The organism is Sinorhizobium terangae (assembly GCF_029714365.1).
GTDB lineage: Bacteria > Pseudomonadota > Alphaproteobacteria > Rhizobiales > Rhizobiaceae > Sinorhizobium > Sinorhizobium terangae.
Map to the genome: position 1 here is coordinate 3,242,690 of NZ_CP121659.1, position 23,732 is coordinate 3,266,421.

Sequence of the window (23,732 nt, forward strand, 5' to 3'; positions counted from 1 at the left end):
ACCTGCCTTATGAAGGGGCGGGAATACATGCAAAGGTATTGGAGGAGATTACCTTGGCAAACAACGCAGACGAAACTGTACGACATACGCGGCCGGAAGACGAGAATCTCGGCATCGGTGCCAATCTGGCCTATGGCCTGCAACATGTTCTGACGATGTATGGCGGCATCGTCGCCGTACCGCTGATCCTGGGCCAGGCGGCAGGCCTCAGCTCCAGCGACGTCGGCCTGCTGATCACCGCCTCTCTTTTCGCCGGCGGCCTCGCCACCATCCTGCAAACCATCGGCCTGCCGTTTTTTGGAAGCCGGCTGCCGCTGGTCCAGGGCGTTTCCTTCTCGGGCGTTGCGACGATGATTGCCATTTCCGGCAGTGGCGGCATCGAGTCGGTGCTCGGGGCCGTCATGGCCGCGTCGCTGATCGGACTTCTGATCACACCCGTCTTCTCGCGGATCACCCGTTTCTTCCCGCCGCTCGTGACCGGCATCGTGATCACCACCATCGGCTTGACTCTGATGCCCGTCGCCGCCCGCTGGGCTATGGGAGGCAACAGTGCTGCGCCGGACTTCGGCAGCCCGGCCAACATCCAGCTCGCGGCGACAACGCTCGTAATCGTGCTCCTGCTCAGCAAGCTTGGCAGCGCATCGATCTCAAGGCTGTCGATCCTGATTGCGCTCTTTATAGGCACCGTCATTGCCTATTTCGCCGGCATGACCGATTTCACGAAGGTGGCCGAGGGGCCGCTCTTCTCCCTTCCGACTGTGTTCCATTTCGGCTATCCGACCTTCGAGATCGCAGCGGTCGTCTCTATGTTCATCGTCATCATGGTGACCCTGGTCGAGACTTCGGCGGACATTCTCGCCGTCGGCGAAATCATCGAAACCAAAGTGGATTCGCGTCGCCTGGGCGACGGCCTCAGGGCGGACATGCTTTCCAGCCTCATCGCGCCGGTCTTCGGCTCCTTCACCCAAAGTGCCTTTGCCCAGAATGTCGGGCTGGTGGCCGTCACGGGCGTGAAGAGCCGCTACGTGGTGGCGACAGGCGGCATGTTCCTGGTGGCGCTCGGCTTGCTGCCGGTCATGGGCCGCGTCGTCGCGGCGGTTCCAAGCGCCGTGCTCGGCGGCGCCGGCATCGTGCTCTTCGGCACGGTCGCCGCCAGCGGCATCCGGACGCTCTCCAAGGTCGACTACAACAACAATATGAACCTGGTCATCGTCGCCACGTCCATCGGCTTCGGCATGATCCCGATCGCCTCTCCCGGCTTCTACGAGCACTTCCCGGCCTGGGTCGCAACGATCTTCCACTCCGGCATCAGCTCCGCCGCGCTGATGGCAATCAGCCTCAACCTGATCTTCAACCACCTGACGGTCGGGAACTCCGACCAGCAGTCGGTGTTCGTTGCCGGAACGGAACGTACGCTCCGGTATCAGGACATCGCACGGCTTCACGACGGCGACTATTTCCTCAACGGCAAGCTCTACGATGCAAAAGGCATCGAGGTGCCCGTGATCGCTTCCGAGGCGCACTGAACATCCACGCTCTCGCCGGCGCTTACATCTTGGTCGGCGTCGGTTGGAACCGACGCCGACCAAGATGCCGGACACGCACCCAATCAAGGAAGAACTGCATGACACAAGAAAGCGAAATGCTGCCCTTGCTCGACGCACTGCTGACGACAATGGAGCGCGGGATCATCCCTGCAACGGAGGCCGGAGTGGCGGCCGGCAACAAGGTCTTCGGCGCCGCCCTGCTCAAGAAGTCGGATTTGTCGATCGTTCTCGTCGAGACCAACAACGAAACCGAGAATCCGCTCTGGCACGGCGAAGTGCATACCTTGAAGCGGTTCTACGAAATGGCGGGATCCGACCGCCCCGACGCGCGCGAACTCATCTTCCTGTCGACGCACGAGCCCTGCTCCATGTGCCTCTCAGCGATCACCTGGGCAGGTTTCGACAATTTCTACTATTTCTTCAGTCACGAGGATTCGCGAGATGCTTTTTCCATCCCGCACGACCTCAGGATCCTGAAGGAGGTCTTTACGCTGGAGCCCGGCGGCTACAACAGGACGAATGCCTTCTGGAAAGGCCAATCGATCCCGGATCTGATCGCCAGTCTTCCCGAGTCCGATCGCGTGTCTCTCGAAAAGCGCGCCCAGGCAATCGGCAGGAAATACGCTGAGCTGTCTGCCACGTATCAGGCCAGCAAGGGGGAGAACGCCATTCCGCTGAACTAAGCGGCTTCCGCAATCAGGCCTCAGCGCAGTCGCAGCGGCTTTTGAAAGGATCTCCCCTCCTCGGGGAGACCTCCGCAAAATGCATCACATTTCGATCGGGACCGAAGCATCCACTGTCCGACGATGCTAAAAGAGCGGCCTGGACCTGCTTCAAGGATGGACTTGATGACCGCTGCCGCCAAAATAAACATCGCCGTCGAACTCTTGCTTCTTCTCGCGCTTGCGACCCTCTGGGGCGCCTCCTACACTTTCATCAAGATCGGGGTTGAAACCATTCCACCGGTGACGCTGATTGCAGCGCGCACCCTGCTCGCCGGCGCAATTCTCCTGGCAGTGATCGGATGGCGCGGCCTCTCGTTGCCCTGTGACACGGCCACCTTGAAGCGTTTTCTGTTCCAGGCCTGCCTCAACAGCGTCGTTCCGTTCACACTGATTGCCTGGGCTGAGCGGACGATCGACGTTGGCGTGGCGGTGATCCTCAACTCCACCACGCCCATCTTCGCCTTCCTTTTGACGGCTCTGATCACCCGGCACGAACCCGTTACTGCCCGCAAATTCGTGGGCGTCATTGCGGGTCTCACCGGCATCAGCCTGATCATTGGGCTCGAAGCCTTTAGCGGCATCGGCGATCAGCTCATCCCGCAGCTTGCCGTTATTCTTGCAACCATCTGCTATGCGGGCGCGGCAATCTTCGGGAAGAATTTCAAGGGGCTGGATCCGATGATACCCGCCGCAGGGTCGCTTCTCGCCGGCGCGATCTTGCTCGTCCCGACGAGCCTGGTCATCGATCGGCCCTGGACGCTCAACCCCTCGCCCGAATCGCTGATCGCGCTCGTCTGCCTGTCAGCCTTCTCAACGGCACTCGCCTTCGTCATCTATTTCCGCCTGATCCACACGCTCGGATCCGTCGGCACGACGGCACAGGCCTATGTCCGCGTTCCGATCGGCGTTGCCATCGGAGTCCTGTTCCTTGGCGAAACTCTACCGACAACCGCGTGGATCGGCCTCTGCTGCGTTATCGCCGGCGTCGCCGCCATGACTATACCGGCGCGCCAACGCGCAGCGGCGGCCGAAGCCCAAGGGTAATCCTTGGTCAATCCTTGCGCTTCCGGCAATAAAGCTCCAGCCGGTGGCGCACCAGATCGTAGCCGAGCTCGGCGGCGATCTCCGCCTGCAACTGCTCGATCTTGTCCGAGCGAAACTCGATCACCGCGCCGGTATCGATGTCGATCAGATGGTCGTGATGCGGGGCGTCGGCCGTCTCGAATCGAGCGGTTGCGTTCTCGAAGGCATGCCGCTGCACGACCCCCTGCTGCTCCAGTGCCGATAGGGTCCGGTAGACGGTCGAGAGCGACACCGTCGCATCGATTTCCTTCGCGCGCCGGTGTAATTCGCTGGCATCGGGATGATCCTCGGCCTCGGCCAGAATCTTAAGGATTGCAGCGCGTTGGCGGGTAACGCGCACGCCGCCGTCCCGCAGGATTCCTTCCAGTTCCTTGATCCGATTCTTGCTTTGTCTCATTAGCCGACACTAGCCAAGGGCGACCTGTTTGAAAATAGCTAGTTGCAAATGGTTCTCATTTGCATTGACTTATGCAGGTCATTCGCCTACCCATAGTGTCGGATGACATCGACGCTGGTTCTAAGGAGTAATGGATGATCGATCGCACGAGGCGCATGATATTGGCGGCAGCAGCGGCGGCGGCCGCCTTTTCCTTCATTCCCGGCGCGGCGCTGGCCCAGGAAAAATTCAAGGCTGTCACCACCTTCACGGTCATTGCCGACATGGCGCAGAATGTCGCGGGCGACGCGGCAATCGTCGAATCGATCACCAAGCCTGGCGCAGAGATCCACAACTACCAGCCGACGCCGCGCGACATCCTGAAAGCGCACGACGCCAAGCTCATTCTCTGGAACGGGCTGAACCTGGAACTCTGGTTTGAAAAGTTCTTCCAGAACTTCGATGACATTCCCGGCGTCGTCGTCTCGGAAGGCGTCGAGCCTATGGGGATCGCGGAGGGTCCGTATACCGGCAAGCCGAATCCGCATGCCTGGATGTCGCCCTCGGCAGCACTGATTTATGTCGACAACATCCGCGACGCCTTCGTGAAATTCGACCCTCAGAACGCCGAAACCTACAAGGCGAATGCCGAGGCCTATAAGCAGAAGATCGAGGCGGCTGTCGCGCCGATCCGGGCCGAACTCGAGAAGATCCCGGCGGAAAAGCGCTGGCTCGTCTCGAGCGAGGGCGCCTTCAGCTACCTGATCCGCGACTTCGGCATGAAGGAACTTTATCTCTGGCCGATCAATGCCGATCAGCAGGGCACGCCGCAGCAGGTGCGCAAGGTGATCGACGCGGTCCGTGCCAACAACATTCCGGTGGTCTTTTCCGAGAGCACGATCTCGCCGGATCCGGCGGAACAGGTGGCGCGGGAAACCGGCGCGAGATATGGCGGTGTGCTCTACGTCGATTCCTTGAGCGAGGCCGATGGCCCGGTGCCGACCTACATTGATCTCCTGCGCGTCACCTCCGAAACGATCGCGAAAGGTCTTTCGCAATGAAACTTGAGGTAAAGGAACGCGCCGGGCCGGCGCCAGCTCCAACGGACGAGGGCAGCGGCATCCGCGTCCGCGGCGCCACCGTGACCTATCGCACCGGTCACCGGGCGCTTCGCGATGCTTCCTTCGGGATCCCGACCGGCACGATCGCAGCCCTCGTCGGGGTCAACGGCAGCGGCAAGTCGACCCTGTTCAAGGCAATCATGGGCTTCGTCCGGTTGGCGCAGGGCGAAATCTCGATCCTCGGGCTTCCCGTATCGGCGGCGCTGAAGCGAAACCTCGTCGCCTACGTGCCCCAGGCCGAGGAGGTCGACTGGAACTTCCCGGTTCTCGTCGAGGACGTGGTGATGATGGGCCGATACGGCCACATGAACATGCTTCGGATCCCGAAGAAAGCGGATCATGACGCGGTCGAGGCCGCACTTGCGCGTGTCGGCATGAGCGATTTCCGCAAGCGCCAGATCGGCGAGCTTTCCGGTGGCCAGAAGAAACGCGTCTTCCTCGCCCGCGCTCTCGCCCAGGACGGCCGCGTCATCCTGCTCGACGAGCCCTTTACCGGTGTCGACGTCAAGACTGAGGATGCGATCATCCGTCTGCTGATCGGCCTGCGCGACGAGGGGCGCGTGATGCTCGTCTCCACCCATAATCTCGGCAGCGTGCCGGAGTTCTGCGACAGCACCGTGCTTCTGAAGAACACGGTGCTCGCCTACGGACCGACGGCAACCACGTTCACCCGCGAAAACCTCGAACTCGCCTTCGGCGGCGTGCTGCGCCACTTCGTGCTCGGCGGCGAGCATCTGCACGACGACGCCGACCCACGCCAGCTTGCCGTCATCAGCGACGACGAGCGCCCGCTCGTCATGTACGGCGCGCAGGGGCGCATGGTGACGCAGCCGGCAAAGCCCGAGAGCGAGGCGGACAGCGAATGATCGCCACCCTCGTCGAGCCGTTCACATACGGCTATATGCTGAATGCCATGTGGGTCAGCGCACTGGTCGGTGCGGTCTGCGCCTTCCTCTCGGCCTATCTCATGCTCAAGGGCTGGTCGCTGATCGGCGACGCGCTTTCCCACTCGATCGTGCCCGGGGTCGCCGGTGCCTATATGCTGGGGCTTCCTTTTTCGCTCGGCGCCTTCTTTTCTGGCGCCCTTGCCGCAGCCGCCATGCTGTTCCTGAACCAGCGCACGCGGCTGAAGGAGGACACGATCATCGGGCTGATCTTCACGTCCTTCTTCGGCCTCGGCCTCTTCATGGTGTCGCTATCGCCGACCTCGGTGAACATCCAGACGATCGTGCTCGGCAACATCCTCGCCATCACCCCGGCCGACACGCTGCAGCTCGCAATCATCGGCGTCGTCTCGCTGGCGATCCTCTTCGCGAAATGGAAGGACCTGATGGTCACCTTCTTCGATGAGAGCCATGCCCGCTCAATCGGCATCAAGACGACCTTCCTGAAAGTGCTGTTCTTCACGCTCCTCTCGGCCTCCACCGTCGCCGCCCTTCAGACCGTCGGCGCCTTTCTCGTCATCGCCATGGTTGTAACCCCCGGGGCGACCGCCTACCTGCTCACCGATCGTTTCCCGAAGCTGATTGCGATCAGCATCGCGATCGGCGCGGCTACGAGCTTCTTCGGCGCCTATGCGAGCTATTTCCTCGATGGCGCGACCGGCGGCATCATCATCGTGCTGCAGACGCTGATCTTCCTCCTCGCCTTCGTCTTCGCCCCGAAGCATGGGCTGATCGCCGCCCGCCGTCGCGGCTCCGAAGCCCTGGAGGCCGCACGATGATCTCGTTCGACATGCTTCTCGCCGTCTTCGAATTCGAGTTCATGCGCAATGCGCTATTGATCTCGGTGCTGGTCGCGATCCCGACGGCAATGCTCTCCTGCTTCCTCGTCCTCAAGGGCTGGTCGCTGATGGGCGATGCGATCTCACACGCTGTTTTTCCCGGCGTCGTCATCTCCTACATCGTCGGCCTGCCGCTCGCCGTCGGCGCCTTTGCTGCCGGCATGTGCTGTGCGCTCCTGACCGGCTATCTCAAGGAAAACAGCCGCATCAAGCAGGACACGGTAATGGGCATCGTCTTTTCCGGCATGTTCGGATTCGGCCTGGTGCTCTACACCAAAATCCAGAGCGACGTGCATCTCGACCACATTCTTTTCGGCGACATGCTCGGCATCGGCTGGGGCGATATTCTGGAAACGGGCATTATTGCGCTTGTTGCTGCCGGTGTTCTCGGCCTCAAGTGGCGCGACCTGCTGCTGCACGCGTTCGATCCCGCCCAGGCGCGCGCTGTCGGGCTGCCGGTCGGATGGCTGCACTACGGGCTGCTTGCGATCCTGTCGCTGACGATCGTCGGCGCGCTGAAGGCCGTCGGCCTCATTCTCGCGATCGCGATGCTGATCGCACCCGGGGCAATCGCCTTTCTGTTGACGCGCACATTCGGCGGCATGCTGATCGTCGCGGTGCTTGTCGCCGTCGTCGCCTCATTTGCCGGGGTTTACCTGTCCTTCTTCATCGACAGCGCCCCTGCCCCGACCATCGTGATGCTGATGACGGTGATCTTCCTCGCCGCCTTCGCCTATTCCACCTGGAGGACGGCACGCCTGGCGAGCGCGTTGAATTCAAACGATTAGCGCTCTCATGACTGGAGCCAAGGCGCTCGCGACGTTCATTTCCGCGCCAAAGGTTCCGCGTGGCATAATAGCGGCGCAAGCTGACGAGCAAGCTCCTCGCTCAACGTGCGCATGTAAGTCGCTGTTACGTGATGCTTGTCATAATAGACCTGCACATTGCCGATGACGGCAGGGCAGATTTCCGCGGTGCAGAAATAATCGGAAAAGTCCAGGAAATGCAGGTTTTTCTTGAAGGACACCGCGCGTGTCGGGCTGATCGGAGCGAGCACCGAATTCCGCTCTACAGTGCATTTCGGCGAGAAGCGGCCATTGATTTCCACGCACTCGGGAACGTCAAAGCCAAACCAGGGCGTGTCGCGCATTGCCACGATCGGAATTCCCGCCGCCGCCAGTTTCTCCCATTGCCGTTGATAACCGGCCGGAACCTCCTCGACACCACCGACTACCCGCGTGGATGTGGTGAAAATCAGATCCGGCCTTGTGGTCAGCAATCTTTCCATCAGCAGTTCGTTCCACTTGGTGCAAGCATCACGATAGGCGGGTACGTCGGACGACACCTCCGAGCTCAGGACGCAACTGCTCTTGGTGTAGGTGACAATTTTCCACTCTGGATACCGCTGCAGCACGCCCTGCAGGGCAGGTAGCCAATGCACGCTGTGCGAACCGCCGACTAGCGCCAAAATGTGGCTTGCGTCTCTCGGTCCATAACTGCAACTGAGCAAGGCGGTGCCCAGCAGCGACTGATGGCAACCGTCCCGATATACGTCGGCATCGTCCCACCTTGCGGTCATTGGTCCAGGATGGACGGGGATCTCACTCGAACCCGCCGCGAGCCCCTTGATAGCCGCACCGGGGTAATGCTCGGGATCAACGACACGCAGTCGCTCCTCGGCCATGCTTTGGGCGGCCTCTACTCTCCAGACGAACAGGCCCGCCGCGATTACGGCAAGGGCGGTGATCGCTCCGAAGGCCGTTTGCAAGGGGCGGTCATCCTTCTTCCGTCGGGGAAAACGCGCCTCCCCGATTCGCGTCGTGAGATAGGAGAGGACGATCGAGACGAGCAGGACGACCGAGCCCTCTATTGGACCGGCCGAGGTTTGATACGTGTAGGTGAGATAGAAGACGAGGATTGGCCAGTGCCAGAGATACAGACAATAAGAGATGTCCCCAAGCCACGTAAGCGGTCGCGCAGCCAGCAACCTTGCGACGCCGAACCGTAGTGGCGGACCATCGCCACAAACAAGGATCGCCGCGGCGGCGAGTGTCGGCCAGAGCGCCGCGTAACCGGGAAAAACAGTCGAAACCTCAAGCAGGATGCCGCAGCTCAGAATAGCCGCCAAACCAACCCATCCGCCGACGGTCCGCAGCGTTGGCGACAAAATGATGCCGGGCAGCAGCAGGCGAGCGATTGCACCAAGCGCAAATTCCCAGATACGTGCAAAGGTGTCGTAGTAGGCGAATGCCTGGTTTCGGGAGGTGCTATAGATCGAGTAGGCCAACGACAGCGCAAATACACTTGTGAGAAACACCAGCAGGTCGGTGCGCGACGGCCGACGCCTTATCAAGGCAAATATGGCAATACCCGCTGCCAAGATCAGCAGGCATTGGACCTGGGCGGACATTGCCCAATAGTGCTGGACCGGGCTTCCCACTTCGTCTCGTGCGAGATAGTCGATCGCCGCAGTCGCGAGGAACCAATTCTCTACATATGCCGAGCTCGCCGCAATCTGATGAATCCCGGCTTCCCATCGCATCCTCGGCAGCCAAAACGGCGCCGACATTGCGATCACAGCAACCACCAGAAAGGACGAGGGCAGAAGCCGACGGGCCAACTTGGTGGCAAAGAGGACGAGGTCCACGTGGTGCCCGGCTTCCGCCTGGCGCGCCAGCGACCCAATAAGCAGATACCCGGAGACGATGAAAAAGACATCGACACCACCGGAAACCCGACCGATCCATATGTGATAAATCGCGACCAGAAGTGCGCCGATAGCCCGCAGGCCCTGAATGTCATCACGCCGCGGTACAGCACGAATATTCGGCTCGACCATCACTTTGGTTCGGCCCCGCTAAGCAGGTCGGGGGACCCGGACGGCCTCGATAGAGCCTCGAAACGCATTAGGTCTGTTGATCCGATCGCCAACCTGCGTCACTTTCGAGATCGAATTAGTCGATTGTGCATTAACTGTCTAAAATGGCGCACAAAGCAATGCCAGGACCGGAAACGGCGGATCACTTTCGGCGCTAAATGTCACAAAGGTTGATAACTCGCTGTCAATCAACCTCAATGCGCACCAGACGACCGGCGTGGATGAGATTTGGCATTAGCGAAAGCGCAGTGCAACTAATGTCTCAGCCGATCCGGGTCGCGTTCAACCGCCCCTCGTCGAGAACGACACCGAGGCCGGGCGCCTCGCCAAGTTCGAGCCAGCCCTTCTGATGTCGGAGCGGCACTGCCAGCGGATAGTCGCGGCGCATTTCGCTCCATTCCGGATTGTCGTAAGGATATTCGAGCCAGGGCGCATCGCCGACGCCCGCCGTCAGATGCGCGTTTGCCAACACGCCGATGCCGTTGGTCCAGGAGTGCGGCGTGAACATCACGCCCGCCTCGCGCGCCTGCCAGGCGAGCCTGCGGCAGCCGGTGATGCCGCCGACCAGCGCCACGTCCGGCTGGATCACGTCAAAGGCCCGCTCCTCGATGATGTCGCGGAACTCGTAAAGCTCGCGGGTCATCTCTCCGCCGGCGATGCGGACGGACGTCGCATCGCTTAATCGTCTCATGCCTTTCCGGTCGGAGCGATGCAGCGGTTCCTCCATCCAGTAGACGCCGAGCCGCTCCAGTTCCCCGGCAACTGCAAGCGCATCCTTGAAGGTCCAGGCAAGCATCGTATCCCAAGGCATGCGCCAGCCCTGATTGCAATCGACCATCAATTCCAGCCGGTCGCCGACCCGCGCGCGGATTGCCTCCAGCGCCCGCACGTCCTCCCGCCAGCCGTCGCGGCCGCCGGCGGACGCGGTGAAGCGAACCTTCATCGCCGGAAAGCCTTCCTCCAGATAGCTTTCGGCCTGCGCCGCCATCGCGCCGGCGTCGCGGAGGACGCCGGAGGAGGCATAGAGACGAACTCTTTCCGCCCGACCGCCAAGCATCCGCCACACGGGCTCGCCTGTGATTTTTCCGGTCAGATCCCAGAGCGCCAGATCCATCGGCCAGCAGCGGCCATAGTGGAAGTTGATATGCGACAGCACCTCGTAATGCCGCTCGACATGGCGCGGATCCTCGCCGATGAAGAGGTCTTCGTGGCCCTCGAAGCCTTTCATGAGGTCGCCGGAGCCGATCCCCTCGCGACCCTCGTCGTCGCGCACCCTGACGATCGTCGCATCGAAGTGTCTGCGCGGCCGCCCGTCCCAGCTTGCCTTGAACGGCGGGTCGAGCGGCAGGCGGTGATGGGTGATCTCTACGGAAACGATCTTGCTCATGGCTCTTCCGATCCGCCTCTTTGTTCTTCACATCCCTCAGAGACTCTAACCGAACTGCTGCCAGATGGTCTTGTAGTCGCAATATTTGTCGATCGCATGCACTGAACGGTCGCGGCCGAAGCCGGATTGCTTGAAGCCGCCGAACGGTGTCGCGAAGTTCGACATGTCGTAGCTATTGATCCAGACCGTGCCCGCATGGATCGCCTCGGAGAAGCGATGCGCCCGGTCCATGTCGCGGGTAAAGACCGCGCCCGCCAACCCGTAGATGGTGTCGTTGGCGATCCTCAGCGCCTCCTCCTCCGTGTCGAAGGGAATGGCGGCGAGCACCGGCCCGAAGATTTCCTGGCGCGCGAGCATCATGTCGTTGGTGACGTCCACGAAGACGCCGGGCGAAACATAATAGCCGCCGGTTTCATCCATGACGCGCTTGGCGCCAAACGCACGGCGCCCACCTTCCTTTTCGCCGGCATCGATCATCGAAAGCACCTTGTTCATATGGTCTTCCTCGATCAAGGCGCCGATCTGCGCCGAAGGATCGAGCGGATGGCCGAGCGTGATCTCGCGCCTGGTCACCGCCTCGATCCTTTCGATCAGCATCTCCTGCACCGAGCGCTGGACGATCAGCCGCGTCGATGCGTGGCAGGTTTCGCCGGAGTTGTAGAAGCAGCCCCAGGCGGCGGCACTTGCCGCCGCATCGAGGTCGGCGTCGTCGAAGACCACGAGCGGCGACTTGCCGCCCAGTTCCAGCGCCACGCGCTTGACGTTCGACTGCGCCGCATAGCCCATGATCAGCTTGCCGACTTCGGTCGAGCCGGTAAAGGCGATCATGTCGACATCCATGTGCAGCGCCAGCGGCTTACCAGCCTCCTCGCCGTATCCGGTGACGACGTTGAACACACCAGCCGGAAGCCCCGCCTCCACTGCGAGTTCAGCGAGCCGGATGGCGGAGAGCGAAGACTGTTCGGCCGGCTTCAGCACGACCGAATTGCCGGCCGCGATCGCCGGGCCGAGCTTCCAGGCGTCGATGATCAGCGGATAGTTCCACGGCGTGATCGCACCGATGACGCCGAGCGGCACTTTCCGCACCAAGGCACGTGCGTTCGGCCCGGTCGGCGCGATCTCGTCATAGAGCTTGTCGATCATCTCGCCGTAATACTGGATGCCTTCGGCTGCGAGCCGGACATCGACGTTGAGCGACGCCATGATCGGCTTGCCGACATCGAGCGTGTCCAGCAAAGCGAGTTCCTCGCCGTGCTGCCGGATGAGATCCGCCCATCGGAGCATGATCTTCTTCTTTTCCAGCGGTTCCTTCTTGCGCCAGATGCCGCTCTCGAAGGCGGCCCGGGCTGCTGCCACAGCCGCGTCTATATCTTTGGAGTTGCCGCGTGCCAGTTCCGGACCCGGCCTTCCATCCATCGGCCGGAAGCGCGTGAACGTCTCGCCGGACACGGAGGCCCGGTGCGCGCCGTCGATGAAATGCCGACCCTTGAACGTCAGTTCGGCAAGCAGGCTTTCCCAATAGGCGCGCGTGTATTCCTTCGTCATCTCATTGTCCTTTCGCCAGCGCCATCAACTTCGCCGCAAAGCGATCGATATCGGCATCCGTCACGTCGCGGATCGTCGACCGGCGCATGGGCTGGTTTTCCGGAGCTTTCATTTCGCGGGCGAGGTCGTCGGCGCGGAAGGCGCCGAATGCCCTCGGTAAAGCACGCGCGACGCCGCAGCGGTCCATCAGTTCGGAGACGAAGGCGGGAAGATCGGCGGCCTTATCCACGCCGCAAGCCCTTGCCGCGCGGTCGAGATCGGCCGTGTCCGCCTCGACAAGCCAGCCGATCGTCGCCTCGAAGCCAAGCGCGGTGGCAAGCCCGTGGTGCACCGGTGCGAGCCCGGCCAATGCATGGCTGATGTTGTGCGCGATCGCCGTGCCGCAATTGTCGATGGCAACCCCGGCAAGGCAGGAACCGAGCAGCACCTTGCCGCGCGCTTCCAGATTGCCGGACTCCTTCACCGCCGTCTCCAGCGCGCTTGTGATGAGCCGCAATGCCTCATGCGCATAAAACTGGGCGCCGCTGTGCGTGTTGCGATTGGTCGCCGCTTCGAACGCGTGGACGAACGCATCGAGCCCGCACCAGGCGGTGAAGTTGGCGGGCAAGGTCATGGTCAGTGCTGGATCGAGCAGCACCAGATCGGCCTTTGTCTCCGCCCCCCAGATCCAGAGCTTCTTGCCTTCGGGGCCTGAAAAGATGTTGGTAGCGGAGGTCTCAGACCCGGTGCCGGCCGTCGTCGGCACCAGGATTTTCTTCAAGGGGTTTTTCGGCAACGGATTGGCGCCGAGCGCATAGTGCATCGGGTCCCGGTCCGAGGCCGCACAACAGGCGACGATCTTGGCGATGTCGAGCGCTGACCCGCCGCCAATGCCGACGACAAGATCGCAACCCGCCGCCGTTTCAAGCGCCGCGTGCAGATGGGCAAGCTTCGGCTCTCCGGTGAATTCCGAGAGGACGCGGGTGCGGATGCCCTCCTGCTCAAGAGCATTCGTGACACTTTCGCTCAAACCGGACTGCGCGAGAAAGATATCGATAACGATGATCGCGCGTTGCGCGCCAAGCGTCCTTGCGGCGAGGCCAAGGGTCTGATGAATATTCTCTCCGAAACGGATTTCCGGAATGAAGGACATGGAGAACTGCAAGGGTCGTGCTCCCGGCTGACCTTACTGCATGTTTCCTTAAATCGTATCCGATTTAAGGATAAAAACATGCAGCAATTCAAAGTATTACAGCGTCCTTTGCGCGTCTGATAAGACGCGCGGCGCTGTATGTCGCGGCTTTACCCTGCAACACGATCTGATATTTTCAAATCCGGTGAATTTTCGGCCTTTTTGATAACCTGAAGTCATGGAAAACCGTCTGCTCGATCGCATTCCGCTGGAGGCCTTCCGCGTCTTCGATGCCGCGAGCCGGCACATGAACTTTTCCCGCGCTGGTCGCGAGCTCAACATCACCCAGGCGGCTGTCAGCCGTCGCATCAGGACGCTTGAGGATCATCTGGGCAGCCGTCTCTTCAACCGTCGCGGCAAGAACCTGGAACTGACACCGCAAGGCGAGCGGCTTTTCCAGCGGGTACGCGCCTCGCTCGACTATCTCGAGGAAAGCCTCGAACCTTTCCGCGGTGCCTCCGGCCAAACGATTTCCATCGCCGCCAGCGGCTCGGTCTCGCACCTCTGGCTCGGCACGCGGCTGCGTGAGTTCGGGAAGGAGAACCCCGGTATTTCGATCCGTCTCCTCACGACCGACAGCCCCTCCGAGCTTGCCTCGGAGAATAACGACCTCGTCATCCTCTATTCCACCGGAGACCATCCGCGCTGGTCGCTGACCCTGTTGATGGCCGAAGAGCTGGCACCGGTCGCCTCGCCCGACTATCTCGGCGCCCGGGGTCTTCAGGCGGCCGAGTTGCAGCCCGACACCATAGCAGCGCTCGATCTCATCGACTACGACCGCTTCAACGCCCACTGGATCTCGTTCCAGAAATGGTTCGAGCGGATCGAGCCATCCCGGCATGGCGTAAAGCCGCGCCCCAAATACACCTTTTCCACCTATGTGATGGCGATCGATGCGGCGCTGCGCGGCGACGGCGTGGCGCTCGGCAGCCTCGGTCTGGTGCGGGAACATTTGAACGACGGCCGATTGGCGATGCTCGGCCAACGCAGTCTCGCCTCCGGCTATGGCTATTATCTCGGGCTGCCACGCAACCGGCCATCGACGGACGAAGTCCTCCGCCTCCACGCAGCACTTAGCAGGCCGGCATGACTAGCGTCTCTCCCATGGATAGCCCGCGCAGCGGAACTTTGGCTGCGTGCTTTAAGATGCTTGCCGCGGACTCAGTTTGGGTCGGTCAGACGCCCTTCGAGGCGAGGCGCTGACGCCCGATGGAGAAGAAGCAGAAAGGCCGTTCCGGCATCGCCTTCTTCTTCCTCGCCGTGGGGCTCGTCTTCACGGCGATCCTCGCAACCGTTCTCCTTGCCAATGAGCACCGCAACCTGAAACAACTGCTTGCGGCCGCCGGGCTGCCAACCACATTCTTGGAGACGGCGAAGCAGGAGACGAAGCAAACCACGCCGGCACGCGAGGCCCCCAGGAAAACGGAGGCGCCGCGCATGCTGCTGCCGGCCCGGACCTTTGAGGATCTGCACACACCGGAGCAGCAGTTTCTGCGCGCAATCCGCAGCGATCCGCGCGCGCTCTGTGAAGGCTTGCGCGACGCGGGATTTCGCGAACTCGAATGGAAATCCGCCGAGAGTGGCCGCTGGGAATGCTCGTCGCTCGTCCCCCTTACCCGGCCCGGCGAAGACAATCCCTCGTCGATCTTCATTTTCGTCAAAGGCAGCGGCGAAGACGAAATCACGTCGTTCCGCGTGAAGCTGAACATCGAACGGCACGAGGACGCGCAGGCCGTCACCAGCGCCGCCGCCAAAGCCGCCTCGGTATTCCTGACGCAGGTCCGCTGGGCGGATGGCGAAAGCATCGCCTTGCAGATCCAGGCACTCAAGGAATTCGACCTCAAACGCTTCGGCAGCCGCATCCAGTTCAAGCAGGAAGCGGGCGACGTGCCCCGCTACAATTTCCTCGCCAACCAGGCGGCGCGATCACGGCCGAAAAGCATCGCCGAAGTCTTTTTCGATCGCGGCAAGTGGCTCACTCCCGGCGACGGCTCGGCTGTCTCCTTCGTGCGCGGTCCGGCGGCTTGGAACGCGCCGAACGCCGTGCCTGAGAAAAGCAGCGCCTCGCCATCGACGCCTGAGCAATCAGTCCGCTGAAACCGCTAACGCTCAACGGTCGATGCGGGTCGAGAGAATGATCGACGACAGCGTCTTTTCGACCCCGTCGATTTCGCCGATGCGATCGATCAGCAGGTCGAGTTCGCTGATCGAAGCCGCAGCCACCACCGCGATGAGATCGAAACTGCCGCTGACGGAATGGAGCGTGCGGATCTCCCGGATGGCGCTAAGCTCGGGCGTGACGCGGCTCAGCGCCCGCGGCGCGATGGTGATCAGCACATGCGCCTTCACCAAACCCTTCTCGTAACTTTCCGAAAGCCGCACGCCGTAGCCGGCAATGAGGCCCTCGCGCTCCAGCCGATCGATTCGCGCCTGCACCGTCGTGCGTGAAAGACCGAGACGGCGCGCAATCGTCGCCGTTGGCATGCGCGCATTCTCGCTCAGGATGGCGAGGAGCTCACGGTCCTTGTCGGTCACTTGCATATCGTCGATCCATTTTGGCGAATTGCCGAATATTGACCGGCGATTTAGCCGCATCGACGCTTCAAATCAACAAGCGATCGCGGGAGAATAGAATAGGAAGCAACTCATACCCTGGGGAAAAGAATGAAAGACATCGTTGTCATCGGCGCCGGCAAGATCGGGTCCACCATCGCGCGCATGCTGGCGCATACCGGCGACTATCGCGTCTGTGTTGCCGACCGCAGCGCCGAGCAGTTGCAACAGGTCGAGAAGCACGACGCCATCTCGACCGCGACCATCGACATCGCCGACAGGAAGGCTCTCGTCGGCCTGCTGACCGGCAAGTTCGCCGTATTGAGTGCCGCACCGTTCCACCTGACAGTCGCCATTGCCGAAGCCGCCGCCGAAGCCGAGATCCATTATCTCGACCTGACCGAGGACGTCGAATCGACCCGCCAGGTCAAGGCGATCGCGGCAGAAGCGCAGACCGCCTTCATTCCGCAGTGCGGCCTTGCGCCGGGCTTCATCTCGATCGTCGCCAACGATCTGGCGAAGCGCTTCGAGACGCTGGAAAGCGTGCGCATGCGCGTCGGCGCGCTGCCGCAATATCCGTCCAACGCTCTCAACTACAACCTGACCTGGAGCACGGACGGCGTCATCAACGAATATATCGAACCCTGCGAAGCGATCGTCGAAGGCTCGCTGATCGAAGTTCCGGCGATGGAAGAGCGCGAGGAATTCTCGCTCGACGGCGTTACCTACGAGGCCTTCAACACCTCCGGCGGCCTTGGTACGCTTTGCGAAACCTTGAAGGGCAAGGTCCGCACGCTGAACTACAAGACGATTCGCTATCCGGGTCACGCCGCCATCTTCAAGGCGCTCCTGAACGACCTCGGCCTGCGCCATCGCCGCGAGGTGCTGAAGGACATTCTGGAGAATGCCCTGCCGACCACGACGCAGGACGTCGTCGTCATCTTCGTCACCGTCTCCGGCTTCCGCGAAGGCCGCCTGGTTCAGGAAACCTACGCCAACAAGGTCTATAGCGGTGTTGTCGCCGGACGCATGCAGAGCGGCATCCAGATCACCACGGCCGGCAGCATCTGCGCCGTCCTCGACCTGCTCGCCGAATGCAAGATCGCGACGAAGGGCTTCGTCCGCCAGGAAGACATCGCGCTCGACACCTTCCTCGCCAACCGCTTCGGTCATTACTACGCGCAGAAGCACGAGACGGAACGCGCGGCGAGCTGAAGCGCTGCTCCTGCTGCATGTTTCCTTAATCGTAGCCGATTTAAGGATAAAAACATGCAGCAATTCAAAGTGCGACAGCGTCCTTCGCGCGTCTCATAAGCCGCGCGGCGCTGTAGAGGGGCGTTCCCAACGCGCCGACGAAATGAGACACGAGAAATGCCCGGGCAAGGTCCGGGCATTTTTGCGTTCAAGGGTCATCCCGTCTCGCATCCCCTCATCCGGCCTGCCGGCCACCTTCTCCCCGCAAGCGGGGCGAAGGAGACTCGCGGCACCGCTTCGATCGCCCTTCTCCGCCCGTAGCGAAGAGAGGTCGATGGTGACGGAGCGCGGAGAGCCGCGACGGCGTTCCCTCGCCCCGCTTGCGGGGAGAGGGTCAGGGTGAGGGGCAAATTGGTCGAATCGCTGCAGTCGCGCCCGCTCGCTCGACCGGCCTTCGCCAACGTCGCCCTCGCGAATGCGGAGGCGCTTGCGCTGAACACGAAAAACCCCGCTCGAGGCGGGGTTCGATAGGCATTATCCCTTATCGGGATGTCCCTTTCAGGCCGGGATGACGATCTCCCCGAGCTTCGTCAGTTCGGCGATGAATTGCTCGAGGCGCGTCTTCTTCTCGTCGCCCGCGCCTTCCAATTCGGCGCGAACGGCGTCGATGCGGTTTTCCAGAACCGTACGGTCGAGCTCATCGACGTGGACGGCGGACTCGGCGAGCAGCGTGCAACCGGTCGGCAGGATATCGGCAAAGCCGCCGAAAACCGCAAAACGCTCGGTCTTGCCGTCAGCCGTCTTCACGGTAACCACGCCCGGCTTGACGGTCGTCATCGTCGGCGCGTGATTGGCCATCACGGTCATCTCGCCCTCGGTTGCCGGAATGACGACCTCCGTCACCTTTTCCGAAAGCAGCAGGCGCTCGGGGGAAACAAGCTCAAAATTGAAACTGTCGGCCATGACCATTCACTTCTCGTGCGCGCCGCTCGTTGGCAGCGGCTGTGGCATGTTCTCTGCCGCTTGTCGCGGCAGAATGAAAACCGTGGCGTGAAGTGTTCACGCCACGGTTCACGATGCTGATTAAGCGGCTTCGGCAGCCAGCTTTTTGGCCTTTTCGATCGCTTCGTCGATCGAACCGACCATGTAGAAGGCAGCTTCCGGCAGATGGTCGTATTCGCCGTTGACGAGGCCCTTGAAGCCTTTGATCGTGTCTTCGAGCGCAACCAGCTTGCCCGGCGAACCGGTGAAGACTTCGGCGACGAAGAACGGCTGCGACAGGAAGCGCTCGATCTTGCGGGCGCGGGCAACGGCCAGCTTGTCCTCTTCGGAAAGCTCGTCCATGCCGAGGATGGCGATGATGTCCTGGAGTGCCTTGTAGCGCTGCAGGGTCGACTGCACCTTGCGCGACACTTCGTAGTGCTCTTCGCCGACGATCATCGGATCCAGCATGCGCGAGGTCGAGTCGAGCGGGTCCACGGCCGGGTAGATGCCCTTTTCGGCGATCGAGCGCGACAGAACGGTCGTCGCATCAAGGTGCGCGAACGAGGTTGCCGGCGCCGGGTCGGTCAAGTCGTCAGCCGGAACGTAGATGGCCTGAACCGAGGTGATCGAGCCCTTGGTCGTCGTGGTGATGCGTTCCTGCATCGCGCCCATGTCGGTTGCGAGCGTCGGCTGATAACCCACGGCCGAAGGAATACGGCCGAGCAGAGCCGACACTTCCGAACCCGCCTGGGTGAAGCGGAAGATGTTGTCGACGAAGAAGAGAACGTCCTGGCCTTCGTCGCGGAACTGTTCGGCGACCGTCAGGCCGGTGAGCGCGACGCGAGCGCGTGCGCCCGGCGGTTCGTTCATCTGGCCGTAAACGAGAGCAGCCTTGGAGCCTTCGCCGCCGCCGTGCTTGTTCACGCCCGACTCGATCATTTCGTGATAGAGGTCGTTGCCTTCGCGGGTACGTTCACCGACGCCTGCGAAGACCGAGTAACCACCGTGCGCCTTGGCGACGTTGTTGATCAGTTCCATGATCAGAACGGTCTTGCCGACGCCTGCACCACCGAAGAGGCCGATCTTGCCGCCCTTCGCATAGGGAGCGAGCAGGTCGACGACCTTGATGCCGGTGACGAGGATCTGTGCTTCCGTCGACTGCTCGACATAGGCCGGTGCGTCCTGGTGGATCGCGCGGCGTGCCGAGGTTTCCAGCGGGCCGGCTTCATCGACGGGCTCGCCGATGACGTTCATGATGCGGCCGAGCGTTTCCTTTCCGACCGGAACCGAGATCGGGCCGCCGGTGTCGGTGACCGACTGGCCGCGAACCACGCCTTCGGTCGAGTCCATGGCGATCGTGCGGACGGAGTTTTCGCCGAGATGCTGCGCGACTTCGAGAACAAGGCGGTTGCCCTTGTTGTCGGTTTCGAGCGCGTTCAGGATCTGCGGGAGTTGACCTTCCTCGAAAGTGACGTCGACAACGGCGCCGATAACCTGCGTGACGCGACCGACAGCGCCGGTAGCCGTAACGACTGTCTTGGCGGAAGCTGCCTTACGCGGAGCAGCGGGCTTCTTCGCCGCTGCGGTTTCTTTCGGGGTAGCTGCCTTAGCCATAATTCTTACCCTCTTTCGTAACCTTAGAGCGCTTCCGCGCCAGAGATGATTTCAATGAGTTCCTTGGTGATCTGCGCCTGCCGCTGACGGTTGTAGTTGAGCGTCAGCTTGTTGATCATCTCACCGGCGTTGCGCGTCGCATTGTCCATGGCGCTCATCTTGGCACCCATTTCGCCAGCGACGTTCTCGAGCAGAGCCCGGAAGATCTGCACCGAGATGTTGCGCGGGATGAGATCCGTCAGGATGGCGGCTGCGTCCGGCTCGTACTCGTAGATCGCCGAAGCATCCGCGCTCTCGACGGAAACATCGCCGGCCGAGGCCGGGATGAGCTGCTGCGCGGTCGGAACCTGCGAAATGACGGACTTGAACTCGGAGTAGAACAGCGTGCAGACATCGAACTCGCCCTTCTCGAAGAGCGCGATGACCTTGTGCCCGATCTGATCGGCGTTTTCAAAACCGATCTTCTTGACTTCACGCAGGTCGACACGGTCGATGATCAGCGACGCGAATTCACGCCGCAGGATATCGAAGCCCTTCTTGCCGACGCAGATGATCTTCACGGTCTTGCCGGCTGCGAGCAGCTTGCGCACATGATCGCGGGCAAAGCGCGCGATCTGCGAGTTGAAGCCGCCGCAGAGGCCGCGTTCCGCCGTGCAGACGATCAGCAGATGCGTGTCGTCCCTGCCGGTTCCGGTCATCAGCTGCGGTACGCTTTCGTCCGCACCGACCGCCTGGGCGATGTTGGCGAGAACGGCAGCCATGCGCTGCGAGTAAGGCCGGGCGGCCTCGGCCGCCTCCTGCGCACGCCGAAGCTTCGCCGCGGCGACCATCTTCATCGCCTTGGTGATCTTCTGCGTCGCCTTGACGGAGGCGATCCGGTTTTTCAGATCCTTAAGTGAAGGCATCCGTTGTCCGTCCTAAATGAAACCCGCTCAGGCGAAAGACTTGGCGAAGGTGTCGATTGCAGCCTTCAGCTTGCCCTTGGTGTCGTCGGAAATCGCCTTTTCCGTGCGGATCGTTTCCAGCACGTCCTTGCCTTCCGAACGCAGGTAGGAGAGCAGACCCTGCTCGAACTTGCCGACCTGGTTGACGGGCAGCTTGTCGAGATAGCCGTTGACGCCGGCGAAGATCACGGCGACCTGTTCTTCCGTCTTCAGCGGCGAGAACTGCGGCTGCTTCAGGAGTTCGGTCAGGCGGGCACCGCGGTTAAGCAGGCGCTGCGTTGCGGCATCGAGGTCCGAGCCGAACTGTGCGAAGGCCGCCATTTCGCGGTACTGCGCGAGTTCGCCCTTGATCGAGCCTGCGACCTGCTTCATCGCCTTGATCTGCGCCGAGGAGCCGACGCGCGAAACCGAGAGGCCGACGTTAACGGCCGGACGGATGCCCTGGTAGAACAGGTCGGTTTCAAGGAAGATCTGGCCGTCGGTGATCGAGATCACGTTGGTCGGAATGAACGCGGACACGTCGTTGCCCTGCGTTTCGATGACCGGCAGAGCCGTCAGCGAGCCGGCGCCATTGTCGTCGTTGAGCTTCGCGGCGCGTTCCAGAAGGCGGGAATGCAGGTAGAAGACGTCACCCGGGTAGGCTTCGCGGCCCGGCGGGCGACGCAGAAGCAGCGACATCTGACGGTAGGCGACGGCCTGCTTGGAAAGGTCGTCGTAGCCGATCAGGGCATGCTTGCCGTTGTCGCGGAAATATTCACCCATCGCGCAGCCGGCGAACGGAGCGAGGTACTGCATCGGAGCCGGATCGGAAGCGGTTGCAGCAACGATGATCGAGTACTGCAGCGCGCCGCGCTCTTCGAGAACCTTCACAAACTGAGCAACGGTCGAACGCTTCTGGCCGATGGCGACGTAGACGCAATAGAGCTTGTCCTGTTCCGGGCCGTTGTCGTGGATCGGCTTCTGGTTCAGGAAGGTGTCGAGAATGATCGCGGTCTTGCCCGTCTGGCGGTCGCCGATGACGAGTTCGCGCTGGCCGCGGCCGACCGGGATGAGGGCGTCGATCGCCTTGAGGCCGGTCGACATCGGCTCGTGAACCGACTTGCGCGGAATGATGCCGGGAGCCTTGACGTCAACGCGGGCGCGCTGCTTGGCATTGATCGGGCCCTTGCCGTCGATCGGGTTGCCGAGCGCGTCGACGACGCGGCCGAGCAGCTCCGGACCAACCGGGACGTCCACGATGGCGCCGGTCCGCTTGACGGTGTCGCCTTCCTTGATGTCACGGTCGGAACCGAAGATAACCACACCGACGTTGTCGGCTTCGAGGTTCAGCGCCATGCCGCGAATTCCACCCGGGAATTCGACCATCTCGCCTGCCTGAACGTTGTCGAGGCCGTAGACGCGGGCGATACCGTCACCGACGGAAAGCACCTGGCCAACTTCGGAGACTTCTGCTTCCTGGCCGAAATTTTTGATCTGATCTTTGAGAATTGCGGAAATTTCCGCGGCGCGGATATCCATCAGCCGACCTCTTTCAGTGCAAGCTTAAGGGTAGAGAGTTTGGTGCGAAGGGAGGTGTCAATCTGGCGGGAACCGACCTTGACGATCAGACCTCCAAGAATAGACGGGTCGACGGTGACGTTGACCGCCACGTCTTTGCCGGTGACGCCCTTGAGCGTCGCCTTCAATTCAGTTTCCTGCGCCTGAGTGAGCGCGTGGGCCGACGTGACGTCGGCGGAAATTTCGCCGCGGTGGCGCGCAGCAATCAGGCGGAATGCCTTGATGATGCCCGGCAGCGCAAAAAGACGGCGGTTACGGGCAACGACCTTGAGGAAGTTGCCGACCAGCCCGGAAATTCCAGCCTTTTCCGCGACCGCGGAAATGGCCTTGAACTGGTCGTCGGCAGAAAAGACAGGGCTCACGATCAGTCGCTTCAGATCATCGCTAGCGTCGATCAGCGCCTGGACGCGATTGAGATCGGCGCCAACGGCCTCGACCGAACCAGCCTCAAGAGCCAGCTCGAAGAGCGAGGACGCATATCTTTCTGCAACACCGGAAATAAGCTGGGATGTGTCTGCCACGGGCACAAGCTTCTCTCAAAATCATCCAAGAACGTCAGCTGCGGCGAACCGCTGACTTAACATCTTGAATTTGCTGCAATAACTCGCAGGCTATCGAGGCCTTTCGACCCACTTCCCCCGCAATTCGCGGTTCGTCTAGCATAGGATGTTTGGACTCGCAACACGCCAACGGCAGGAATGCGGCATAAGTCGACCTTCGTCGGCCGAATTTTGCCGTAAATCCCGAACGGAACGGTGAAATCCCGCTTACGCTTGTCAGATCAGCCCGAAAACGTAAGCAAGCGGAAGGATCGCAAGCACCGCCTGAACAGCAAGGGCGGTCCAGTTGAAAAGCGTTGCGCCGTTGTCGCTCATGATCGACAGGATGCGGCCGAAGGCCGCGAGCGCGAAGGCGGCGCCGACCGCAAGATAGACCATCGGCTGGCCGAGCAGGATGGCGCCGAGGCCGAGACCGATATGCATGCCGCCCATAGTGGAGCGTGCTTCCGCAAGGCCGCCGCGGCGCCCTTCGGCAAGGCCGATGCCGGCCGCGCGAAAGACAAGGCGCGGAGCGAAGAGCATGAAAAGGCCGATGAGTGCCGCGGTCGCCGCCGCGCAAAATGCCAGAAACTCCCCGGTTTCCGTCGGAATGTAGAACTCCATGCCGTCCCCGCTGATTACCCCCATTGCGTCGCGCTCGGGTGGTTCCCCCGCAGACGCAGCACCGGGGAGGTCTAGCGCATGTCGGCGCCGATGTGAATCCGCTCCGT

The 23,732-nt window shown here is 61.7% G+C and carries 22 protein-coding genes; 10 read left to right on the forward strand and 12 right to left on the reverse strand.

Annotated features, from left to right (window positions below):
- The first annotated feature begins 53 nt into the window (after positions 1-53).
- The 3 genes from QA637_RS15355 (at position 54) to QA637_RS15365 (ending at position 3,316) form a co-directional block, all read left to right on the forward strand.
- Positions 54-1,526 (forward strand): nucleobase:cation symporter-2 family protein, encoded by a 1,473-nt coding sequence (locus QA637_RS15355; RefSeq protein ID WP_283062160.1) that lies wholly within the window; start codon positions 54-56, stop codon positions 1,524-1,526.
- Positions 1,527-1,624: 98 nt separating this feature from the next.
- A complete protein-coding gene (locus QA637_RS15360) occupies positions 1,625-2,230 on the forward strand; it encodes a deaminase (protein WP_283062161.1) in 606 nt (201 codons plus the stop codon).
- A gap of 165 nt (positions 2,231-2,395) precedes the next feature.
- The gene (locus QA637_RS15365) at positions 2,396-3,316 is read left to right on the forward strand and encodes a DMT family transporter (RefSeq protein ID WP_283062162.1); all 921 of its coding nucleotides are present in this window, start codon (positions 2,396-2,398) and stop codon (positions 3,314-3,316) included.
- 7 nt (positions 3,317-3,323) lie between these two features.
- Here the strand turns inward: QA637_RS15365 and QA637_RS15370 are convergent, their stop codons facing one another.
- Positions 3,324-3,752 carry a Fur family transcriptional regulator gene (locus tag QA637_RS15370; RefSeq protein ID WP_153436669.1) on the reverse strand — a complete coding sequence of 143 codons (429 nt, stop codon included), beginning with the start codon at positions 3,750-3,752 and terminating at the stop codon, positions 3,324-3,326.
- 134 nt (positions 3,753-3,886) lie between these two features.
- On the opposite strand from QA637_RS15370, the gene QA637_RS15375 reads away from it, so the two are divergent.
- The 4 genes from QA637_RS15375 to QA637_RS15390 are packed head-to-tail and all read left to right on the forward strand — an operon-like array spanning position 3,887 to position 7,423.
- Positions 3,887-4,792, forward strand: coding sequence for a metal ABC transporter substrate-binding protein (locus tag QA637_RS15375; protein WP_153436670.1), 906 nt, complete (start codon positions 3,887-3,889; stop codon positions 4,790-4,792).
- On the forward strand, positions 4,789-5,718 hold the full coding sequence (locus QA637_RS15380; RefSeq protein WP_153436671.1) for a manganese/iron ABC transporter ATP-binding protein: 930 nt from the start codon (positions 4,789-4,791) through the stop codon (positions 5,716-5,718). The genes QA637_RS15375 and QA637_RS15380 overlap by 4 nt, the downstream gene beginning before the upstream one ends.
- Positions 5,715-6,575, forward strand: a complete 861-nt coding sequence (locus tag QA637_RS15385) for a metal ABC transporter permease (RefSeq protein ID WP_283062164.1) — start codon at positions 5,715-5,717, stop codon at positions 6,573-6,575. Before QA637_RS15380 ends, QA637_RS15385 begins: the two co-directional genes overlap by 4 nt.
- Entirely contained in the window at positions 6,572-7,423 is an 852-nt protein-coding gene (locus tag QA637_RS15390) for a metal ABC transporter permease (RefSeq protein WP_283062166.1), read from the forward strand. Before QA637_RS15385 ends, QA637_RS15390 begins: the two co-directional genes overlap by 4 nt.
- 35 nt (positions 7,424-7,458) lie before the next feature.
- Here QA637_RS15390 and QA637_RS15395 read toward each other — a convergent pair whose 3' ends face one another.
- The 4 genes from QA637_RS15395 to QA637_RS15410 form a co-directional block, all read right to left on the reverse strand.
- On the reverse strand, positions 7,459-9,474 hold the full coding sequence (locus QA637_RS15395; RefSeq protein WP_283062167.1) for an acyltransferase family protein: 2,016 nt from the start codon (positions 9,472-9,474) through the stop codon (positions 7,459-7,461).
- Between the two features lie 301 nt (positions 9,475-9,775).
- The gene (locus tag QA637_RS15400) at positions 9,776-10,900 is read right to left on the reverse strand and encodes a mandelate racemase/muconate lactonizing enzyme family protein (protein WP_283062168.1); all 1,125 of its coding nucleotides are present in this window, start codon (positions 10,898-10,900) and stop codon (positions 9,776-9,778) included.
- Positions 10,901-10,945: 45 nt separating this feature from the next.
- Positions 10,946-12,445, reverse strand: coding sequence for an aldehyde dehydrogenase (locus tag QA637_RS15405; RefSeq protein ID WP_283062169.1), 1,500 nt, complete (start codon positions 12,443-12,445; stop codon positions 10,946-10,948).
- A gap of 1 nt (position 12,446) precedes the next feature.
- Positions 12,447-13,589, reverse strand: a complete 1,143-nt coding sequence (locus QA637_RS15410) for an iron-containing alcohol dehydrogenase (protein WP_283062171.1) — start codon at positions 13,587-13,589, stop codon at positions 12,447-12,449.
- A 217-nt stretch (positions 13,590-13,806) separates the two neighbouring features.
- Between QA637_RS15410 and QA637_RS15415 the strand changes: the two genes are divergently transcribed.
- Entirely contained in the window at positions 13,807-14,706 is a 900-nt protein-coding gene (locus QA637_RS15415; protein WP_428843133.1) for a LysR substrate-binding domain-containing protein, read from the forward strand.
- Between the two features lie 119 nt (positions 14,707-14,825).
- Entirely contained in the window at positions 14,826-15,713 is an 888-nt protein-coding gene (locus QA637_RS15420; protein WP_283062174.1) for a DUF6030 family protein, read from the forward strand.
- Between the two features lie 12 nt (positions 15,714-15,725).
- Here QA637_RS15420 and QA637_RS15425 read toward each other — a convergent pair whose 3' ends face one another.
- A complete protein-coding gene (locus tag QA637_RS15425) occupies positions 15,726-16,157 on the reverse strand; it encodes an Lrp/AsnC family transcriptional regulator (protein ID WP_283062176.1) in 432 nt (143 codons plus the stop codon).
- Positions 16,158-16,280: 123 nt separating this feature from the next.
- Here QA637_RS15425 and QA637_RS15430 point away from each other — a divergent pair, with 123 nt between their 5' ends.
- Entirely contained in the window at positions 16,281-17,384 is a 1,104-nt protein-coding gene (locus QA637_RS15430; protein ID WP_283062178.1) for a saccharopine dehydrogenase family protein, read from the forward strand.
- A 537-nt stretch (positions 17,385-17,921) separates the two neighbouring features.
- Here QA637_RS15430 and QA637_RS15435 read toward each other — a convergent pair.
- From QA637_RS15435 to QA637_RS15460, 6 genes are all read right to left on the reverse strand, one after another.
- Positions 17,922-18,326, reverse strand: a complete 405-nt coding sequence (locus QA637_RS15435; RefSeq protein WP_283062180.1) for a F0F1 ATP synthase subunit epsilon — start codon at positions 18,324-18,326, stop codon at positions 17,922-17,924.
- Positions 18,327-18,446: 120 nt separating this feature from the next.
- On the reverse strand, positions 18,447-19,961 hold the full coding sequence (gene atpD, locus QA637_RS15440; RefSeq protein WP_283062182.1) for a F0F1 ATP synthase subunit beta: 1,515 nt from the start codon (positions 19,959-19,961) through the stop codon (positions 18,447-18,449).
- Between the two features lie 23 nt (positions 19,962-19,984).
- Positions 19,985-20,866, reverse strand: a complete 882-nt coding sequence (locus QA637_RS15445; RefSeq protein ID WP_283062184.1) for a F0F1 ATP synthase subunit gamma — start codon at positions 20,864-20,866, stop codon at positions 19,985-19,987.
- Between the two features lie 27 nt (positions 20,867-20,893).
- Positions 20,894-22,423 carry a F0F1 ATP synthase subunit alpha gene (gene atpA, locus QA637_RS15450; RefSeq protein WP_153436685.1) on the reverse strand — a complete coding sequence of 510 codons (1,530 nt, stop codon included), beginning with the start codon at positions 22,421-22,423 and terminating at the stop codon, positions 20,894-20,896.
- Positions 22,423-22,989, reverse strand: coding sequence for a F0F1 ATP synthase subunit delta (locus QA637_RS15455; protein WP_184108648.1), 567 nt, complete (start codon positions 22,987-22,989; stop codon positions 22,423-22,425). Before QA637_RS15455 ends, atpA begins: the two co-directional genes overlap by 1 nt.
- 249 nt (positions 22,990-23,238) lie before the next feature.
- The gene (locus QA637_RS15460) at positions 23,239-23,625 is read right to left on the reverse strand and encodes an AGROH133_08824 family phage infection protein (protein ID WP_283064979.1); all 387 of its coding nucleotides are present in this window, start codon (positions 23,623-23,625) and stop codon (positions 23,239-23,241) included.
- Positions 23,626-23,732 lie beyond the last annotated feature (107 nt).

What these genes read in the sequence shown, in the direction of transcription:
- QA637_RS15460 (WP_283064979.1), bottom strand. Translation starts at nt 23,625, where the DNA reads ATGGAGTTCTACATTCCGACGGAAACCGGGGAGTTTCTGGCATTTTGC.
- QA637_RS15400 (WP_283062168.1), bottom strand. Translation starts at nt 10,900, where the DNA reads ATGAGCAAGATCGTTTCCGTAGAGATCACCCATCACCGCCTGCCGCTC.
- QA637_RS15395 (WP_283062167.1), bottom strand. Translation starts at nt 9,474, where the DNA reads ATGGTCGAGCCGAATATTCGTGCTGTACCGCGGCGTGATGACATTCAG.
- atpA (WP_153436685.1), bottom strand. Translation starts at nt 22,423, where the DNA reads ATGGATATCCGCGCCGCGGAAATTTCCGCAATTCTCAAAGATCAGATC.
- QA637_RS15425 (WP_283062176.1), bottom strand. Translation starts at nt 16,157, where the DNA reads ATGCAAGTGACCGACAAGGACCGTGAGCTCCTCGCCATCCTGAGCGAG.
- QA637_RS15360 (WP_283062161.1), top strand. Translation starts at nt 1,625, where the DNA reads ATGACACAAGAAAGCGAAATGCTGCCCTTGCTCGACGCACTGCTGACG.
- QA637_RS15435 (WP_283062180.1), bottom strand. Translation starts at nt 18,326, where the DNA reads ATGGCCGACAGTTTCAATTTTGAGCTTGTTTCCCCCGAGCGCCTGCTG.
- QA637_RS15445 (WP_283062184.1), bottom strand. Translation starts at nt 20,866, where the DNA reads ATGCCTTCACTTAAGGATCTGAAAAACCGGATCGCCTCCGTCAAGGCG.
- QA637_RS15365 (WP_283062162.1), top strand. Translation starts at nt 2,396, where the DNA reads ATGACCGCTGCCGCCAAAATAAACATCGCCGTCGAACTCTTGCTTCTT.
- QA637_RS15370 (WP_153436669.1), bottom strand. Translation starts at nt 3,752, where the DNA reads ATGAGACAAAGCAAGAATCGGATCAAGGAACTGGAAGGAATCCTGCGG.
- QA637_RS15430 (WP_283062178.1), top strand. Translation starts at nt 16,281, where the DNA reads ATGAAAGACATCGTTGTCATCGGCGCCGGCAAGATCGGGTCCACCATC.
- QA637_RS15375 (WP_153436670.1), top strand. Translation starts at nt 3,887, where the DNA reads ATGATCGATCGCACGAGGCGCATGATATTGGCGGCAGCAGCGGCGGCG.
- QA637_RS15420 (WP_283062174.1), top strand. Translation starts at nt 14,826, where the DNA reads ATGGAGAAGAAGCAGAAAGGCCGTTCCGGCATCGCCTTCTTCTTCCTC.
- atpD (WP_283062182.1), bottom strand. Translation starts at nt 19,961, where the DNA reads ATGGCTAAGGCAGCTACCCCGAAAGAAACCGCAGCGGCGAAGAAGCCC.
- QA637_RS15380 (WP_153436671.1), top strand. Translation starts at nt 4,789, where the DNA reads ATGAAACTTGAGGTAAAGGAACGCGCCGGGCCGGCGCCAGCTCCAACG.
- QA637_RS15390 (WP_283062166.1), top strand. Translation starts at nt 6,572, where the DNA reads ATGATCTCGTTCGACATGCTTCTCGCCGTCTTCGAATTCGAGTTCATG.
- QA637_RS15405 (WP_283062169.1), bottom strand. Translation starts at nt 12,445, where the DNA reads ATGACGAAGGAATACACGCGCGCCTATTGGGAAAGCCTGCTTGCCGAA.
- QA637_RS15385 (WP_283062164.1), top strand. Translation starts at nt 5,715, where the DNA reads ATGATCGCCACCCTCGTCGAGCCGTTCACATACGGCTATATGCTGAAT.